The sequence below is a fragment of the Terrimonas ginsenosidimutans genome (assembly GCF_022012415.1).
Taxonomy (GTDB): Bacteria; Bacteroidota; Bacteroidia; order Chitinophagales; family Chitinophagaceae; genus Terrimonas_A; species Terrimonas_A ginsenosidimutans.
Genome location: NZ_JAKLTR010000001.1, coordinates 65,292 through 84,619, shown reverse-complemented (window position 1 = coordinate 84,619; position 19,328 = coordinate 65,292). Strand labels below are relative to the sequence as shown.

At 46.8% G+C, this 19,328-nt stretch carries 14 protein-coding genes; 11 read left to right on the top strand and 3 right to left on the bottom strand.

What is annotated here, in order from left to right:
- Positions 1 to 6 precede the first annotated feature (6 nt).
- The 7 genes from LZZ85_RS00340 (at position 7) to LZZ85_RS00310 (ending at position 10,797) form a co-directional block, all read left to right on the top strand.
- Positions 7 to 1,446 (top strand): pyridoxal phosphate-dependent decarboxylase family protein, encoded by a 1,440-nt coding sequence (locus LZZ85_RS00340; protein ID WP_237867927.1) that lies wholly within the window; start codon positions 7 to 9, stop codon positions 1,444 to 1,446.
- Between the two features lie 91 nt (positions 1,447 to 1,537).
- Positions 1,538 to 2,902, top strand: a complete 1,365-nt coding sequence (locus tag LZZ85_RS00335) for a hypothetical protein (RefSeq protein WP_237867926.1) — start codon at positions 1,538 to 1,540, stop codon at positions 2,900 to 2,902.
- Positions 2,903 to 2,905: 3 nt separating this feature from the next.
- Entirely contained in the window at positions 2,906 to 4,303 is a 1,398-nt protein-coding gene (locus LZZ85_RS00330; protein WP_237867925.1) for a response regulator, read from the top strand.
- Positions 4,304 to 4,442: 139 nt separating this feature from the next.
- Positions 4,443 to 6,104: a DUF4407 domain-containing protein gene (locus tag LZZ85_RS00325; RefSeq protein ID WP_237867924.1), complete on the top strand. Its 1,662-nt coding sequence runs from the start codon at positions 4,443 to 4,445 to the stop codon at positions 6,102 to 6,104.
- Positions 6,105 to 6,129: 25 nt separating this feature from the next.
- On the top strand, positions 6,130 to 7,761 hold the full coding sequence (locus tag LZZ85_RS00320; protein ID WP_237867923.1) for a hypothetical protein: 1,632 nt from the start codon (positions 6,130 to 6,132) through the stop codon (positions 7,759 to 7,761).
- Positions 7,762 to 7,770: 9 nt separating this feature from the next.
- A complete protein-coding gene (locus LZZ85_RS00315; protein WP_237867922.1) occupies positions 7,771 to 10,230 on the top strand; it encodes an ATP-binding protein in 2,460 nt (819 codons plus the stop codon).
- A 6-nt stretch (positions 10,231 to 10,236) separates the two neighbouring features.
- A complete protein-coding gene (locus LZZ85_RS00310; RefSeq protein ID WP_237867921.1) occupies positions 10,237 to 10,797 on the top strand; it encodes a hypothetical protein in 561 nt (186 codons plus the stop codon).
- Between the two features lie 242 nt (positions 10,798 to 11,039).
- On the opposite strand, the gene LZZ85_RS00305 is transcribed toward LZZ85_RS00310, so the two are convergent.
- Positions 11,040 to 12,326 (bottom strand): hypothetical protein, encoded by a 1,287-nt coding sequence (locus tag LZZ85_RS00305; RefSeq protein WP_237867920.1) that lies wholly within the window; start codon positions 12,324 to 12,326, stop codon positions 11,040 to 11,042.
- A 242-nt stretch (positions 12,327 to 12,568) separates the two neighbouring features.
- On the opposite strand from LZZ85_RS00305, the gene LZZ85_RS00300 reads away from it, so the two are divergent.
- The 3 genes from LZZ85_RS00300 (at position 12,569) to LZZ85_RS00290 (ending at position 16,285) form a co-directional block, all read left to right on the top strand.
- Positions 12,569 to 14,389 (top strand): hypothetical protein, encoded by a 1,821-nt coding sequence (locus tag LZZ85_RS00300; RefSeq protein ID WP_237867919.1) that lies wholly within the window; start codon positions 12,569 to 12,571, stop codon positions 14,387 to 14,389.
- 118 nt (positions 14,390 to 14,507) lie between these two features.
- Positions 14,508 to 15,335, top strand: a complete 828-nt coding sequence (locus tag LZZ85_RS00295) for a helix-turn-helix domain-containing protein (protein ID WP_237867918.1) — start codon at positions 14,508 to 14,510, stop codon at positions 15,333 to 15,335.
- Positions 15,336 to 15,394: 59 nt separating this feature from the next.
- Positions 15,395 to 16,285: a hypothetical protein gene (locus LZZ85_RS00290; RefSeq protein WP_237867917.1), complete on the top strand. Its 891-nt coding sequence runs from the start codon at positions 15,395 to 15,397 to the stop codon at positions 16,283 to 16,285.
- A gap of 232 nt (positions 16,286 to 16,517) precedes the next feature.
- On the opposite strand, the gene LZZ85_RS00285 is transcribed toward LZZ85_RS00290, so the two are convergent.
- Both LZZ85_RS00285 and LZZ85_RS00280 read right to left on the bottom strand, forming a co-directional pair.
- A complete protein-coding gene (locus tag LZZ85_RS00285; protein WP_237867916.1) occupies positions 16,518 to 17,114 on the bottom strand; it encodes a hypothetical protein in 597 nt (198 codons plus the stop codon).
- Between the two features lie 2 nt (positions 17,115 to 17,116).
- Positions 17,117 to 17,608, bottom strand: coding sequence for an RNA polymerase sigma factor (locus LZZ85_RS00280; RefSeq protein WP_237867915.1), 492 nt, complete (start codon positions 17,606 to 17,608; stop codon positions 17,117 to 17,119).
- Positions 17,609 to 17,810: 202 nt separating this feature from the next.
- Here LZZ85_RS00280 and LZZ85_RS00275 point away from each other — a divergent pair, with 202 nt between their 5' ends.
- Positions 17,811 to 19,250 carry a S41 family peptidase gene (locus LZZ85_RS00275; protein WP_237867914.1) on the top strand — a complete coding sequence of 480 codons (1,440 nt, stop codon included), beginning with the start codon at positions 17,811 to 17,813 and terminating at the stop codon, positions 19,248 to 19,250.
- Positions 19,251 to 19,328: the final 78 nt, after the last annotated feature.

The window sequence follows — 19,328 nt, the reverse complement described above, 5'->3', positions numbered from 1 at the left end:
GTACTTATGAATGCAAGTGAAAAAAGTCTCGACCCTGAAAACTGGGAAGAGCTGGAATCTTTGGGTCATCGAATGATCACTGACCTTTTTAACCAGCTCCGCCATGTCCGCAATCAGCCTGTCTGGCAGTCTATACCGGCAAAGCAGAAAGAAAAATGGAAGGACTCTTTACCTGATCTGCCCGGGAACCTGTGTGCAGTGTATGAACAGCTGCAGGAAAGCCTGATACCGTATCCAACCGGTAATGGTCACCCAAGATTCTTTGCATGGGCTGATGGCGCAGGAAACCCGGTAGCGATGTTAGCAGCTCTGCTGGCTGCTGGTATGAATCCGAATGTGTGTGCGGGAGAGCAATCGGCATTGTACCTGGAGCAGCAAGTGATCAGTTGGATGAAAGAGTATCTGTGTTTTCCCGCCGGCGCGAGCGGAGTATTGGTCAGCAGTGGCTCCATGGCCAATCTTACCGCTTTGCTGGTCGCACGGAACAATTACTCAAAAGTGATCCGGCAAAATGGATTAAGCACACTTGACGGACAGTTGGTGCTATACACGTCTGTTGAGACGCACAGCTGTATCGACAAGGCTGCTGACATCATGGGGCTCGGACGCAATGCCGTTCGGCGCATTGAAGTGAATGATAAATTTCAGATCGATTTAAGGAAGCTGGAGAGCCGGATAAAAAAAGACAGGGCGGAAGGCTTTATTCCGTTCTGCATTGTGGCGACTGTCGGAACAGTCAATACCGGAGCGGTAGATCCTCTGCGGGAACTTGCCAGCCTCTGTCAACAGGAGCAGTTGTGGCTCCATATTGATGGCGCCTATGGTGCCTGGGCCGCTGCTGAAGACGGACCTGTCAAACAAGAAGACATCTCACTGGCAGACAGCCTTTCTTTCGATATGCACAAATGGATACATATCCCTTTTGCTGTGGGCTGTACGCTGATAAAAAACCGGTTATTGCATCGCGAAACTTTTGAAGTGCAGGCAGATTACCTGGTCAGGCATGAGCGGGGGCTATTTTCCGGTCCGGATATGATTGCTGATTACGGGATCGATATGTCCAGGGGGTTTAAGTCGCTGGAAATCTGGATGACGATCAAAACCTACGGAATCAGCCAGCTCAGGCAGCTGATAAGGCAGAACATGGAGCAGGCGATCTATGCTGCTGCTTTAATTATAAATGAGCCGGCACTGGAATTAATGGCTCCCGTTACGCTGAATGTGGTTTGCTTCCGGTTTATTGCCGATCCGGATAAAACAAATGCCATAAACCGGGAAATCCTGATGCGGTTGCAGGAAGACGGCACTGCTTCGCTTTCGTATGCCATGCTGAACGGTTCCTATTGTCTGAGAGCCATGGTGATGAATCATCGCACCCAGAGAACCGATCTTGATATCCTGATAAAAGAGGTGCTGAAAATCGGATCAGCCCTGGTTGCCGTGTAAGGTTAAATAACGCAGAACGGCGGCTGAAAATTATCATTTTTTGAGAAAATATTGGTAATTTTTTGAATTCAACCCATTCCAAAGCCACCGTATGCGACAACTAACATTACATGAGAAACAAACCCACTCAACTGAATTGGAAGAATACATTTCACATCTGGCTAACACGGTTCCCGTGTTTCAGGAAGGAAAAGTGGAGATAAGACATGCATGCTATATCATTCCCGGCGACACTGGTTATATCTATTATGATTATCCTTACAAGCCGGTGGCAGACGTCTTTAACCGGGACTTAAACAATAACAAGCTACCACTTCATCATGTATCTGAAGAAACACTAAGGTCCTTTAAGGCATTTATTGCGAAGAACCAGGAAGATTATCCTTTTATCTATTATAAATATGATTACCGTCAGGCGGACTCGATGTATGCATTGGTGGATATGCAGACAAACCTTTCGTTTGATAATGATAGCAGGAAACATATCTGCGATTATTTAGCCGTGGTTCATCAGGCCTGTCACCTGGATTCGCCCGAATCTCATCTCGCCGTTGTTATGGAAGAAAAAGAGAAGTCCAACAACTCATATTACCGCATTCAAACTACCTATATGCCGCTCCACATCGCCGGCTCTAATGACACCAGCCTCGCCTGTACGTTCCTGATTCCCGAAGGAAAATCGCTTCTCACCAGGGCTGAATTAAAGCAGATTCTTTACCTGATCGGATGCTACTTTACCAGCCCCGTTCTGACGAAATTGTATGATGAGCGAAGAACATCAGAAATGCTGGTGTACCAGCACAACCTGAAAAATTTGCATTTAGTAGAGTCTCTCGCGGCCTTTCAATTGCTGATTGATAAAGTGGAAAACCCGCAGGACCGTGAGATTTATAAAATGGAGAAGAACAAGCTGAACGCCTTCAGGATCTTTTCTGACGTACTATTGAAAATCGAGCATCTCAAGGCAGGGCATTCGGATGACAGCATCAGCCCTTTTCTTTCGAGGGGTCTCGTGGCGACGCTTCATTTCTTTAATGAAGAAATGAATTATTTCAAAGTAAAGCCAGTGGTGGCGGTATCGAAAGATATCTCGCGGCTTGATCGCATTAAGCTGGGTCTGGCGCTGTATGACCGTGCCAGCATTTTGTGGAACTTGTATAAAAACAGTTGCCAGGCTGCAAGCAAAGAAGTTGACTCTACTGTAACAATTGAGGTTATTGAATCAGATCAGCGTGTGGGTGTCGTGTTCACAAACCGGGGTTTGATGCGGGAAGATTTTATTGCTTTTTGCAGAAAGGAAGCTTCGTATCCTAAAAAGCCAAACATGAATGATATTTACAGGTACGGCGGATTGCAAATCGTCCGTGATAAATGTGATGATCATCATTGGGACCTGCTCGTCGATTGTATTGCCGGTGATGATGGATTTAAAACAAAAATTACAATCATTTTTTGACAAATGAATATACTGATACTGGACGATGAATTGGATACAATGTCGTTGTTTCTGCAACGTCTGCGAGGATTTGCTGATAATGTAATCGCTTTTGGCTCGATCGAAGCCGCACAACAGTATATCGACAAGCATTTCATGTTAATTGACCTCTTCCTGATAGATGAAACGCTTGACGCAGCATCAGACGGGCCTTTCGAAAGAAGTGGCTCGCTGTTCGGTAAAAGTATTGCTGAGAAATATCCTTATATTCCACTGATCCTGTATACAGGCACTTCTTACAACTTAATGCTGGCAAAAGAGATCTGGGCAAAATATGGCTTTTCCTATATCGTTGATAAAGGGCATTTTAGTGAAGACATCAAGGGGCACCTGGATGAGTTTTCCCGATTTGTCAATATTAATCAGCAGTGGAAGTATCGTGAAGAGCGTCGTGAAGAAGCACTGCTTCGTTATTTTACAAAGCGTACGCCGGAGGAGCGGCGCAAATTTAAAGAAGAGGCAGAGAAATATGCGCCTGACTGGAGGCAGTTCCAGATTAAATGTGATGATGTCGAATTTTCACTGGCAAACCTTTTGAAAAGTCCGATCATAGAACAAGACGCCACCGAAAGAATTGATGAATATCTGAGACGTACCAGGAGAAAATATGCTTTCACGGGCGACTGGTGCGGAACAACAATAGAGACAAAGCTTGAGAAATATCTGGATCTGCCGGCGCGTCAATATAAAAAAGAATGCGAGCAATTGAACCAGGATGCGTTTCAGTATCTGATCAATGTTTTAGTACTCAAGTTCAAGACAGAAGAGCTCGGGGAGGCATGTCCACCTCTCGAATTAAATGATACGAATAAGAAAATAAAGGTCACCAATAGTTGCGAAAGTGAGGTCGAGGGCTGGATGAATTTCAAGCATAAACTGGTTGGAAGGCGGGTTGCTTTTGCGTTTGACGAATTAACAAGCCTTGATAAAACGGATTATTTTGAGAAAGGGGATCTCTATTTACTACTTCGCGACGGTCACACAAGAGATAAGAAGACATGGAACAAAAAAACAGCGCCTGTCTTTTCGACCCAACTAGGTATGATGAGCAGTAAGTCGACGGGACGGTTCATCAAAGAAAGCGATGTGGATTTTTATATTCTGCACGAAGAGGAGTTGTGGATCCAGCAATTTGCACGACCAGCCAAAGATATTGCTGAGTTTCTTTACCATTTTGAGCTGCCGCCTAAACTGATTGCCTATCAGGCGGACGTGTCAGATCTGTCGAAGTTTAAGTTTGCTATTCTTGATCTCAAAAAGAAAATAAAACCTGATGAGTATCAGCTATTGAGAAGGTCAATCGAGTTGGGCTCCTCTGCTTATGTTGCCGAAGCGTCTCATCTGCTAACCCACTGGTTATAACCAGTACTTTTTATAATAACCTTCCCTAACCATCTTTGACCACCGCTGACCCCTACATACCCTCGTAGGCCAGGTAGGGTATTTCGCGACCGTACTTTTATTCTCGTAAACCGGATTGCTAATAATCAATGCACAGTTTATGAGAAAACTAGTTCACTCCTTTTTTTACGGCAGCACAACTCTCTTATTGTTGACCGGAGGATTTGATCCCCAGATTGCACGGCAGTTGCCCCGACACTACCGGATCCGTATGGCAGGCATGGGTTTTTCCATCATCGTCAGCGCGATCCTCGCGTTCTTCAGCGGATTGCACACGGCACTCGCAATGAGCGGGAGCATGGCAGTGGGTATTGCCTTTGCCAGTCTGTGGGCCCTGCTGATCGGCTTTCTGGAGTTCCAGATCATCGTGTATATGGGTAAGCAGAACAGCCGCTGGGTTGCAATAATGAGGATACTGGCTTCATTCGTGTTCGCTGCGCTGATATCGACTCCATTAATCCTGGAAGCCTGCCGCGGACCTATTGCTCAGTGGTTGAATGACCAGAAAAACAGCAAACTCAAAGAGATCGAAGCACGGTACGAATCAAAGATCGATCAGGAAGTACGGAAGCCTCTCCTCGCATCACAGGAAGAGTTGAATGAAAAGCAAAAATCCTACCTGGAAGAAGTGGATGGAACGGGCGGTTCGGGTTTCCGCGGTATAGGTCCATGGACCATCATGAAAAAAGCCGCATATGATTCCGCCAGATCAAGGGCAGACCGGCTTGAGCTCACGCTCGCAGTACATAAAGAAAAGCTCGATTCCGCCTACAGAGCAGAACGGGCTGAAGCCGAGGAGAATTTCGCTACCGATGAGCTGGCGCAGATCCGTGCACTGTATGAGCTTATGGATGATCCTGCTGTCTTTGTTCGCTGGGTACTGTTATTTCTTGGAATCGTACTGCTCGAAACAATGCCACTTGTACTGAAGCTTTCGAACAGATCGCTATTTGATGATTATGAGAAACTGGTAAAGCTTGCCGCTGCCGCTGTAGTAATTACCTATAATCACGAGATAGGGGTCGCGACCCAACAAACCAATCTTGAGAACGATGTACACACTATTAACAACCTGACCAGTACGGCTGATGGCGCGCTGACAGCTTCATCCGGGATTGTAGATGAGGAGCTGAGAAAATTAAGAAACGATGCTGTACGTGGAACGGTAAAAAAAGCGGTAAACAAAGTTGTTGAAGGACCAGAAGTGACCACTGTAGAGGGACAGCCGATTCTTGATCCCGAAAAGGTAACAGAAACAACCGATCCGAAGGGTTCCATTCTTTCAACGTACAAAATGGTGATCGGAGAGAACATTGCAGAACATCCCTTTCGCATAGATGCAGGCATGGCCGCTAAAGCAGCCAGAATTTGCGCCGGTGCGAAAACTGAACGGGAGATTGTTCATTGCCTGTACACTTACCTGCAAGCAAACTACCCTTACGATAAAGATCATGACAAGGTGAAAAAGTACCGCATTGCAGAAGAAGTGGAGCGAGACAAAACAGGTGTATGCGGAGAGATAAGTGCACTGTTTATCGCACTGAGCCGCTACCTCGGATTGCGCGCCAGCTATGTATATGTGCAAACGGACAATACAGGGCAGCATGTCAATCACGCCTGTGTGCAGGTTCAGTATGCAGATGGTAGTACGCAGCTGGTGGATATCAGCTACAATACAGAAAACATCCATCATATCCATTTTGAAGTGTTGGCGGATGAAGAGGTCAGCCGCAGATTTTCTGCATGGAGAAGAGCATCTTAGTAACTAACTCTTAAAAAATGAAATCATGAAAAAAACTATTTCCTCAAAAAGATCTGACGTATCGCTGGGCGATATCGCGCCAGCCTTTGTTACTACTTTCATTGCTATTGTGCAATGGGTAGGTTGGACACCGATCGGTGGCGGTCTGCTGGGACAGATCGTATCAATGAGCGCAGGACTGAGCTTTGGGATCTCCATCGCGCTTTTCGCCGGCTCATTGTACCTGCTGTACACGAACGATTCATTAATTCGTTTAGGAGATCGTTTGAGCTTCCACTATTTTAAGGATAAGCCTGCACTCTACTGGCTACCCGGAAAAAAGAACCTGTGCGTGGTTGGCCCGAGAGTCGTGTTACTGATTGTTTGCGCGTTGCTGTTTCTGCGCATACTTACGACAGGCTATTCTCAGGGAACAGGGCTTATTTCACTGCTTTACTTTCTGCTGCTGCTCGTCATTGCAGGAGGGCTGATCAAAATTCCCGCATTGCAAATCCCAAAAGTGACCGATGGCGTAGAGATCTATAGTCCGTTTGAAGTGTACGGCTTTTTTGACGTCTCCCGGATTTTGTGCTACACCCAAAACACCCAGACCGGTAACTGGACAAAAAAGCAGGGTGCAGTTATCATAGACGGAGAGCCTGTCGTATTCTTTGAACCCCTTAAGTCACTGTCGATGACGGGTCAGATCCCTATGAACAATGCGGCTTTCGATGCAACGATCAATATCAATCTCTTGCCGGTAGTATCCAACTTCCCTGCGGAGTTGAGGTCAGATGATCTTGATCGATTAATGACATGGTCAAATGCAGCAGCTAAAGACCGGGCAGTAATGGTAAACATCGCTGCCGCGCAGCTGTCACCCCTGTTTGAAAAACAGATCAAATTGCTGTTCGGTATTTCAGAGAATAATCAGCTATTGTTTGACAACCTTGCGGCTATCATCAAGCAGAATGCGATCAAGGCCTGGGACGCTGTGAGCTCACTGAATGCGGGTCTTATTGGCCGTGCACTGGAAGATAGGATTTCCGCCGCGATGCTGGGAAATTCGTATCGTATCGGGTCTCATGTTGTGACCTCATCTGTTGCAGTTGAAGCTGTGTCTTTGAAAGGATATTTCCGCGATCTGAATGAAACCATCCGTTCTATCAGCAGTACCAATCATGCATCCGGAAATGCTATGAGAGCAGGGTTGGTTGACAAGCTTAGTGATATGCTGTTGACATATTGCCCTAACTACAGTCCTGAACAGATCGTACAGGAGGTGCAAAAACTCATCTCACCTGCACCGCCGGTTGATACAAGGATTATAGAAGAGCCATCGAGTCCGATAGTGATCACCGGTTCTGGCAGGCTCATTGACACCGCCGATACGCAGCAACTTGAGCAAAAAGCAAAAGACATGGAGCAGGTGGGGGATTGGCTGGAGCGGCAAACGGATCTGGAAGAACGGCTCGCTACGGGTGCGGTTTGGTTTGATATCTATTTTCAGTTGACGGAAAAAAGATTGATCGAACACCTTCGCCCGGGAATGGATACGAACGAATTGGCGCGGGGCATGGCCGAAGTATTGAAGGTGGAAACAGCAGATCTTCTTGACCCGCAAAGTCGGTTGTACCGCGACAGGCAGTACCAGATTTCCATTTTCAAAAACCTTTAAACCGTTATTATGAGCACTCATACGGGAAGCAGCGTTCAGACCCCCGCTAAATTTGCGAATGCGGACCAGGTCTGGGTCTATGAGATCACGAGCATTGCTGAACATTCTTCGACCATTTCAGCGGAAGAACTGCAGGCATTCTCACAATTGCAAAACCAGTGCCTTCGCACTATTGCCGGTTGGCTGAATAACATTTCGGAATACAGCTTCGAGCTACGGTTGATGAATAGTCCTGTGACACGTAGCGTGCAGGTATTTCTGCTTGTCTTTCTCAGGTTCAGGAACAAAGCAGTTAGTCATTCTGCCGACTCAATGATCTATCGTTTACATCTTGAGCAATTATTTCCCGAAGGATATTGTTTTCGCGAAGTAAGTGCTTCCCGGATCGAAGCGATCCTGCAACCTATTGGCATGCATACCTGCTACAGCATTCGCAGAAAGCCAGGAACCCTGCCTGCGGGCAGGTTTAATTTTCAATATGGTAAAGTGCCATTTCTGGCACCACTGACCACTACTCAGTCAGAAAAGCAACCTTTCAATGACCGGATAGCTCCATCGCTTTGTATACCGGCGATCTATGAGCTGCAGCCAGCAACTATTGACTGGTATATGGTATTCACGCAGCTGAGCAGTACGCAGGACCAGGTGCATATTCGTATCAGCCTTCGCACAGAGGAAGTTTCCGCATTTGAGCGAATGCTTGGCTACCATTACTATCAGTTGCTGCTGGATAGTTGCCAGGCGCAGGGAATACGCTCCTTAACAGAACAGCAGTTTTTAAAAGGATTGGAGAAATACCGGCATGCTTCTTTTTTGTATGCGATCAACATCCAGGTGGCTGCAAGCCATGCGTCTGCTGCGGCGGGCGTGGCACATTCTCTCGGTGCGGGATTGATCGGATCCGACCATCATTTCCTGGAGGTGTTGGGCACCGTCGTTCCAACAGGAACAACCATACAGGAAGTTTGGCGACAGGGATCCCTGTTTTTTGAGACCTTCCCAAATTCAGTCTGCGGCCGTCCGCACGGGTATGGGGAGTTTTTGGATAAATCACTCTATGTTTATTCGGAAGCGGAACTCAGCAACTTTTTCTCACTACCCGTAGCAGATAAGCGTGGTATGCCTGGTATGAATACGCGTCGCGATAACCCTTTCCAGGTTCCCGTTATAAGCAGGCAGACCCCGAAAGCGATCATCCCAGGCTATATGAAAGGGAGGGCTTCAGGTGTGGAAAAAGGAGAAAGTCTCCGCTCTGCGCATGCGTCACATCTGTACAGGATCAGCAGCGAGGATCTTGTTCGCCATACACTGATCGTTGGAGTGCCGGGTTCAGGAAAAACAAATACAACATTGCAATTGGTCCGTCAAATAATGGAGCATGGAATTCCTTTTCTGATGATTGAGCCGGTGAAGGGAGAGTATTATCAACAGTTAGCGACCTGGGAAATACCCGGTGCAAAAAAGATTCATCGATTTCAACTACGTACGCCACGCGATGGGGTAAAGAAGATTGATAAAAGTTTCCTGCGTTTTAATCCTCTTATTCCGGTGCCGGGCATTACGGTGTCTGAACATATCGGGTTGATCAAATCAGCCCTGATGGCAGCCGCACCTATGGAAGGTGTGATGCCAATGATCTTTAATGATTTTCTTACCCAGTTCTATATAGAGCTTTGCGGAGATGAAGCGCTGCTGTATGACCCGACGTTTATACTGCCCGCGGTAGGAGCATCCGGGATGGCGACCTCTGTTTCCTCATTCGGACCTTTCGCAGAAAAGTTTTTTAAAGATGCGTCCCGGTTTACCGCTGCCAAAAGTAACAGTGAGGTGGAAGCTTCCATTCGCAGGCGCATCATAGCATTTACCTCTGGTAAGCTTGCGCAAATATTTGCGCCTGAATCTGCTGAAAATGATGCGGCGTTATTGGAACGAAACACAGATATCATCCTGAACGAGCCATGTTGCATTGACCTGGAAAGTACAGGTGATGATGGTGATAAAGCCCTGATCATGGCCTTCTTGCTCAATTTCCTGTATGAATCAAGAAAGATGCGGAAATCTCATGATCCGGATAATCAGCTTCATATCACATTTGTAGAAGAAGCGCACAGGCTGTTAAAAACAGGAGGAGAATCAAGAGGCAGCGAAACTCCTGGTGCGGCAGCTAAAAGCACCGAGTTGTTTACTAACCTATTGGCGGAAGCAAGGGCCAAAGCAGAGGGTATCGTGATCATTGAGCAATCTCCCGGCAAACTGCCGTCTGATGCTATTAAGTTCACGAACCTGAAGATAATGCACCGGCTTAGCGACACTGACGACAGGGAATATCTTGGCAAGGCTATGTCCCTGCAGCCAGGGCAAATCGAATTCGCTGCGGTTCTCCAATGCGGAGAAGCCATTGTGTTTGATGATCAACTGAACAAACCCGTGCTCGTTCAAATGAACCGATTTCAACACCATTCAAAATAAAAAATTATGCAACAATCAAATGACAATAGCAAAGATGTAAGCAAAGACCCGGATAGCCTATATTCTATGTGGGACAAGGGCGGCTATGATGAGAAAGACCTGAAATACTGGATCGGTAATACCGATAGGTCTGACCTGGAATTTTACAAACAGTCAAAAGAGGCCGAACAAATAAAGGAAAAGCTTGATAGTGCCGCTACTGCAGACAGTCTGCTCGATGCGGTTGAAACAACTTTAAAAGGCAGTCGTGAAAAGAGTGATCAGCAGGATGCGGTGTCTGAGTACATCGATCGTACAACCCCTTCTCACGATTATTGGGAAGAGGTAAAGCGGGGTGGAATAAAAGAGGAAGAAGTCCGACCAGAAGAAGGCTTGGAAGAATCGGCGGAAATCAAAGATGAGGACCCTGATCAACCGGAGGTTAAGGAGCCGGTGGCTGAAATTACTGATGAGCATAATGAAGTGGAAGAAACTTCAGACGTTGATGATGATATGGACGGTATTGAAGTGGTGAGTGAAGAGATGGAACAGGAGATGGAAGAAGATGATGATGAGGTGTGCTTATAGATCAGGTGTTTGCCGGCGTAGCGGGCGATCATTTTTCATGGCACTGTCGATGAAAAATGATCGCCACCGATTTTATCCTTAGAGTTGCGGGGATTCTTGCGAATTCTTTGATGAATCCATTTTCATGTGCGGGTATCTCCATCATCAAAAGTATCCGGTGCTCCAGCCGCCGGTGCCAGCTTTCTGATAATTGTTGAGCATTACTACATTGAGGATACCGGACCGGGTGGTGCATTACTGGCTTAGCGAACGAATATATCCGCTACAAAAGCTTCGCGATTTGTCTTGGCCAGGGTTACCGCCGTGCCGTTTTTCCAGTATTTCACATCCTGCCCACTACTGCCGGCGATATAGACATTTTCACCTACGACATGAATGGCATCTGCTTTTGTGCTTCCCGGCAGGCGGATCATCTGGCCATTTTTCCAGTAGAAGCCGCCGCCTTCGGGTGTAGTTATTTCCCAGCCGGAAATGTACACATCATTATTGCTGACGAAAATATCTGAGCAGGAAGCGTCAAGTCCATTTGATTCCAACGTATGGGAGATTCCGTTTTTCCAGTATTTCGGAATACGTTTGTTATTGACCACTTCAGATCCGCAGACGTATACGTCTTTTCCTGCCAGGAATACCTTGGCAGCGAAGGACGTGTTTTGTCCGTCTGTGAGATCAGCAGGAACGCCGTTTTTCCAGAGGGTTGCGACAATTGCCCTCCCATTTGGAACGGATCCCGTTACGTATACATCTGTTCCGGATACAACAATGCTGGAAGCTGTTCCATTCCCAAGACTTATTTTCTGTCCATTTTTCCAATAGCAGGCCTCCCTGTTTATTCCTCGTTCTTCTCCGGAGACATAGACATCATTTCCTGAAACAAAAATATCACTGGCGGACGATCCGTTCGGATTGTTGCTGAGCAAGATGGCCTGTCCATTCTTCCAGTAAAGTGCTATTCCGTTGGAGGTCCAGGCAGTCCCGGCCACGTATGTGTCATTCCCACTCACAAAAACGCCATAAGGGTTGGAGTTGCTTGGTTGTAACCAGACAGGGTTATTTTCCGATACCCAGACTCTTGGTTCTCGCAAGGCACCGTTCTCAAAGCCAACAATGAATACATCTTCTGCACTGGTTTTTTGAGATTGGGTGGCTGACAGCCCGCGAACGCCGTTTTTCACGCCTTCTACTTTTACATAATAAAGGGTGTTCCGGCTAAGGCCGTCCAGCTGTTCTGTATTCGCCGTTACGGATTTTGGCGAATAGCCATTGGCGAGCTGTGTAAAACCGGCATCCGTTGCGATATACAGATTATAGCTGCTAGCCCCTTCTACTTTGTCCCAGGCGACAGTAAAGCCAATGGTTCTTGGGGTGTGGACCAGCAGGTTGACCGGTGCGGCAATGGTTACCGGGGGTGGTACCGGATTGGGATTGGATGAGTCGTCATCATCTTTATCACAGGCACTCCAGGCGAAACAGGAAATGGAGAAAAGTATGATCAGGTAAAAAGCGCGTGCTTTAGTAAACGTTTGCATGTTGGTTCTTGAATTTCGAAGGTGGCTTAACAGGGCCGAAAGTACCTCATCTGTTTGACAAGGGTAGTTGTGCCGGACTGAAATATTTCCAATCCGGGCACGTATATTTTCGATCGGTTTTGTTTTTCCTGTTTAAATGAGCTAGCGGATCGTAAAGTTCCGCGGCGTAGGTATGCCGCGGCGGGTTTAAAGATTCGTTTCTACAATGTATATTCGCCACGAAGTTCAAATTTACCACCATCATGAAACCTTATCCATGTGCTCGCTTTGAACGGCTTTCGCTTTTTGCGTTGCTGTCCGTTGCCTTGTTTTTTGTCGCATGTAAGAAAGATCCTGCGGATCCGGACGGCGGCGGCGGCAATCAGGAGCCTCCGGCGTATACCCCGATTCCTCAAGCACATCCCCTTTCCACTCGCCTGGTGGTCCATCCTGTTCATATCAGTCAGGCGGCCGACCCTTATAACGTGATGTACAGTGGTCAGTATATACCCTACGTTAGTGATTACGGCTCTTTTGGCATGCCGGCAGCGGCGTCTGTTGATCAATATCGCACGTTAATAAAAGTGTCTAATCCCACGCGGTCTGCCGGCTATGATGCCGTTAAAGTATTTACGACGCTGGAAGGGCTTAAAAACTATGTCACTGTAAAAGTTGATCCGCTGGTATCTGCAGGTTCGGGATACTATAACAGCGCCACTACGTTACCGCTTCCGGGAAATGGCCAGTTGGTTTTACCGGCTAAAGCTTTTTCAACGCCCCGTAACGCGGGCACTTATTCGATCAATACGTCCTATTCTTCACCATTTCTTGCTGAATATGCATTGAAGCTGCCTTGCTACCCGATGGCCGACGTAGAAAAAAAACGCTGGTATCTCAACGCGTATGGTCTTTACAACATAATTCCGAAAGCTAACAATATTGATGACTATACTGTTTTCTTTAATGCAGATGCCGCTATTATTTTACGTGCGCCGATCCCAGCTGGTGTTCAGCAGCGGCCAGATAGCATTCCCGTCTGGAATCTGAACGAGCTTTCGGCCTGGCAACAGAACGGCTACGCCAGAAGAAACGGAGACTTCTACGAAAAGAGGATCACAAAAAAGGGCTATTGGTATTTTGCGGTTCCGACGGATGGCGTTTATGTAACGCTTCGACTGCGTTCCAGCGCGGATAATGGTGTTGCAAATATTCGCTATGTAGTAAAAAGTGAGGGAGCTGAGATCGCCGAGGGAAGAACCAACTCAGCGGGGGATGCGCTGGTATTTGTGCCAGTAAACAGGCAGCTTACATTTGATTGTATCGGTGACAGGTATGACATGAGAGTGAAGGACTATCCGCTTGGCAGCTTTACTGCTGCGGGTGAAAAGACGATCGCGCTAACCGACCGGCCGGATTTTCTCACGCTGAATGGAACAGTCCTTGATTGCAATGGTGCGCCTTTAGCCAGCGGGTATATAGGGCTGCGGAACCCCATGGTCTTTAATGATGAATTCATGTTTCCCGTCGTCAAAGGCAAATTTTCTTCTTTGCTAAGTTATAATTCTAACAATGCATTGATAACTGCGACCATCTACGATGCAGCTTTTAATCTCGTTAATACGCAATTCGTCCCGGTTTCCTTTCCCCTGCACGCAAGGCGGGAATACATTTATCATCCGCAATTGTATACCTGTGCAAATCCTGCACAGCTGTATTGTAATTACAGGGATGGCTCAACGCTCCGTGAATTAAAGAGCGACCTCAACGGTGCTGGTTCCACGTTAACGGTTGCTTCTCTTGGCAATATCGGCTACCGGCTTACATTGAAGGATGAGAATGGAAAAGGCTTCAGCATGGAATACTGGTCGGCAGAAGGTATCGCCGGCTATATTTATCCGCAAAGCCTGGAAGTGGATGGAGTGTCCAGAGCAATCGACTATACCAACATTAGCGCCGGGGTTTATTTTTCCCGGGATGATAAACAGGTGGGCGGTATCCGGGAAGGCGTTTTCTTTATTGACTATAGAGATGCGTCGAATGTTCTGCATTCTGTGAATGGGAGTTTCAGGGTTCGGATTTCATAACGCGAATGAGCGCGAATGGCCGCGAATTGGCACGAATGGCCGTATTGCACGCTATCCTGGTATCGCCCTTTTCAGTAAATTAGTCATGTGGTTGGCTATTTCAACAATACCCATCAACATGAAGGTAACAATACATATTCCACATCCTGCGCTGCAAGCTTATGTGTTGAGCATACTGACCGTGGATGCCACGCTTCCTTTGGGCATTACTGAGGCTGTTACTCCCTATCCGCCTTCGCCCTTCCAATCGCTGATCTTTTATTGCAGGGACGCTGTATCCATGGGACGGGCAGATTCAGACAGCTTTGAAAAGCAACCGCTGATCGTTTTCAACGGGCCACAAATTTCGCGCGTTAATGTCAAAGTGCATGAACAACTACGGTCGATACGGGTTGATCTTCTTCCCGGCGCGCTTTACCGCATCCTGGGAATACCGATGCACGAATTAGCAGACGGCGGTTTTGATGCAAGAGATTTTTTTGATCTGGAAATGAAAGCGGTCCAGGAACAACTGCAAAATATTTCGGGATTGGAAGAAGGCAAAAGTATCGTGGAAGCATTTCTCCTGAAACGGATCGATAGATTTCAGCAAGCATTGCCATTCGATGCAGCCATTCAATCGTTATTGCAGTCAACCGGATTGTTGTCTGTAGAGCAGACGGCCTCCCTGTCCTGTCTCAGCCTGAAACAATTTGAGCGAAAGTGTAAGGAACGGATCGGAATGAATCCGAAACTGTATGCCCGTATACTGAAGTTCTCCAAAGCCTATCGGTTGCGGGAGGCGCTGCCGCATCTTACATGGACGAACATTGCGCATGAAGCCGGTTATTTTGATCAGATGCATATGATCCGGGATTTTAAAAACTTTGCAGGCGTGAACCCGTCTGTGATAGAGCAACAGTTACGCGCTACGCCGCTGCGGATGCAAAAGGACATGCGATTGTAGAATGTCGATTTTGTACTATGAACAAGGGTGCAGGGAGAAATAGATTTGAAAGAAAAATCATGTGGCGCTTATCTTTCTGCTGGATAATTATCCTGAACATATTGATGGTAACCATCCCTGCTCATGGACAGTCGTACGACGGACTGCAGCAATTGACAGGGTATCGGACAAATACTTACTATAGCAATGGCACCGGGCAAAAAGCCAACCGGATGGCGCAGCAACTGGATAGTGTGATGGCTTTTTATACGCGTCACCTTGCGTTCACCCCGGAAGTAACCTTGCTTATTCTTTCTCCTGCCGATTGGCCACGTTTTACGCAATTTCCTTTTTATGGAATGCCGCATTATAACAGTAAGACGCTGATCGTGGCTGCACAGAATAATGATTACTGGAAAAGCATGGAGCCAGCGCCGGATAAACTGTCTGGTGCTTATCTTAAACTTATCCGGGATACGTATGCAGATTCATCCGGAGGAACAACGATGGAAGCGTTCTTTGATCTGCTGGCGATCCATGAATTGGGGCATGCGTATACACAGCAGGGAGGATTGGTGATGCAGCGCAGATGGATGGGGGAGTTGTTTCCGAATATTCTGTTACATACCTATATCGCTCAGAAAGAACCCAGGTTACTGAATGCGTTGACGGTATTTCCGAAGATGGTGGTGGAAACTACTGACACATCAACACTAACATATACAACACTTCAAGAGCTTGAAACAAATTATGGCCAGATGGGGCCGAAGTATCCGCAAAACTATGGATGGTATCAGTGCAGATGGCATGTGGCAGCGGGGAAGATTTATGATGCGGGAGGGATTGAGGTGGTAAAGAAATTATGGGCAGCGTTGAAAGAACAACGTGAAAAATTGGATGACGTGGCGTTAGCAAAATTTTTGAATGAGAAGGCGGATAAGTCTGTTGCGGAAGTTCAAACCAACTGGTAAACACGAATGCGAACGCGAATAGCCGCAAATGGCCGCGAATGAGCGCGAATGCTTCTTAAAGCTGGGCGTCTTCCTGTGGATCTGTTGAAACGTAAAAAGCCTGATCTTATTCGCCTGTTCCGGCGATAGCCGATAATAAATATAGCTGGTAGTAATCTGTCTTCCTGGTTGAACCAGATACCTTTCAGCGCGAACCCATTCGCTGAAAGGTATCTGGTGTTCCGGATGCTGATCATTCCGCCTCGATACTGCGCAGCATGTTTTCTGTTTGTTGCAGCATCCTGTTGTATGAACGTAGTGTCCACCCCGCGAAGGCGAGAAAGAAGGCAATTGCGAGGGGAAAGATCAGGGACCAGAAATAAGGAATCTGCGAGATATCTTTTCCCCTGATTGACGCGAACACAGGTAGTATGATCAGCATCAGTAAAAAGCCCAGCGATACGTTCAGTTTTTGTAATCGTTGAAACCTGATCTTACGTATGCCAAAGTCTTTAATAGTATCCAGGTAGGTATTGGAGGATATGTTTATGTTTTTAACTGCACATAAAGACCGGATAGAAACTATGGGCAAAACCAACAGCAATGCGATGGCGATGAAAGCAAAAACCTGCATGATCATTGTTTCGATCTTTGCGAAGTTTGCCAGAAGATATGCTGCAGCAAGGTAACAGATGATACTGCCCATGTATTCGAATTGCCCGATCCTGTTTATTTTAGAACGATAGTTATTCTGTGTCATCTGATCGAGTAATTGTGTTGTTAGTCTGCTTGGTGTACCGGATGAATTATTCATTTCGCTCCAGGCATTTTTCATTTCTTCCAATTCCATATTTATAGTGTTTTAGTGATTTGTTGTTTAAGTTTTTCTTTGATGCGACCGATCCTTGTTCCAACGTTAGAGGGACTGATACCGGTAATCTCTGCAATCTCCTGGTGATTTTTCCCTTCCAGGTAAAGGAGGATGATGCCTTTGTCCAGCAGGTTCAGGATCTGCAGGCTATCATATAATACCCTGATCCGTTGTTCGGCAGACTTGTCTTTTTCGTCTGGCAGATGGTAAGCGCTTGTTTCGATGGGTATCGTATTTACCTTTTTTTTGATGCTTTTCAGGTTATAAATGGCGGTATTCATCGCGACCCTGTACATCCAGGTGCTTATTTTCGACTGATCATTGAACGAGTCGAACGATTTCCATAGTTGAAAAACGATTTCCTGGAAAAGGTCTTCCTGGTCCTGCTGGCTGTTGGTATAAAGTGATGCGACTTTGATGATCAGCCCCTCGTTTTGCGTAATAAGTTTTGTAAAACGTGTTTTTTTATCCATCGGGTTCAAACTTCAGGTAATTAGTGTAGAATATTGGGAGAAAATCACAAGCGGGGGAAAATATTTTGCGAACATGAATGGAGCGCGAATGGCCGCGGATGATCGCGAATGTAAGTGATGGCGATTAGTGGGGTGAGCGTTTATGACAACTATCGGGTATGCTTTTTTTGTAACCATTGGAGGGTCGCTCCGTCATATAAGCATGAGAGCAACCTTAGTTTCCCTTTTTCTGATCACGTCTTTCGTGATTAGTGCACAACAATCTGATGTTTTAAGTGTCGCGGCGATGGAGAAGGATTTTGATCTGCTGCGCCAGTCTTTGGAAGAGGTGCATGGCGGAATGTACCGTTTTGCTGATAAGCCAAAGACTGATGCAAGGTTTAACAGCCAACGACAGAGGATTACGTCCATAAAGAGTCGCCGGGAGTTCACGCAACTGGTGGCCGAAGTGTTAGCCGATTCGCGTGATGGCCACATGCGCCTGATCATGGATGAACAGACATTGTCGGATTTTGGCAAAGCCCGGTTGTTTCCTTTCAGTGTGCTGATAGAAAACAATCGAATGGTGATCCGTTATAATGAAACGAAGAATGACAGCAGCATTGCACCGGGTTATGAGATCGTAAAGATCAATGGACAAAAGGCAAACGACCTGCTCAAAAAAATGTACGCGAAGCTGCCGGGGGATGGCTATATCGAAACCGGTAAAAAGAAACGGCTTGAACAATCGTTTGGTTCGTTCTACTGGTTACTGGTAGATACCGCTGCACAGTTTAATCTCACGATAAAGGATCTGAACGGGAAGGTGATGAACACGCGGATGGCAGGTATTGCTGACAGCTTACGGCAGGAGAACAGGAAGAGCAATCGTGTGAATGCAGCCTTACTGGCTTCAATAAAATCGCTGTCAGGACCAACTGAAATTATATCGGTCCATTTTCCGCAGCCGGGCATTGCTTATGTCCGGGTCCGTGGCTTCCAGGGAGATCGTTTTTATAACGAGATCGATTCTGTATTCAATACCATACAGGAGAAAAAGACCAGGAGCCTGCTACTGGATCTGCGGGGCAATGGAGGTGGTGTTGATATGTATGGCGCTTTCCTGGTTTCACAGTTCGTGAACAAACCCTTCCGGTATTTTGATCGCATTCATCTTCGTTCGATCAATCCTTCGTTCACGCGTTTCAAAGAGCAGTATCTGCAGGAATTGCGGGATGGAACAGTGGCAGATCCTTCGGGAGGCTTTCTTGCTACTACAAAATTGCATCCGGGTGTTAGTGAACAGCAACCTGGCGCGCATCCATTTACCGGAAAGATATTCGTGCTGACAGATGGCGGGACGTTTTCTACGGCAGCAGATGTGTCGGCATTGTTGCGGCAATTGACGAACGCGGTTTTTATTGGCGAGGAAACGGGGGGTGGATTTGAAGGGAATACCTCGGGGAGTAGTGCGGAGGTATTGTTGCCGGGTTCGAAGTTAAAAGTGAGGATACAGTTGTATGATTACTGGAATGCGGTAAAGGTGAAGGAAAGGGGGCGGGGGACTTTGCCGGATCATGTTGTTCCTGTTCGGGTAGTGGATCAATTGAAGGGTATTGATAAAGCATTGGTGTTGGGGTTCGAGCTTGCGGGGAAGGAGTAACGTCCAGCTACGCGGGGTTAGCACAACTCACTTATTTTCACTGATCTTCCCGAAATGACTTAAAGAAAAAAGCAGGCT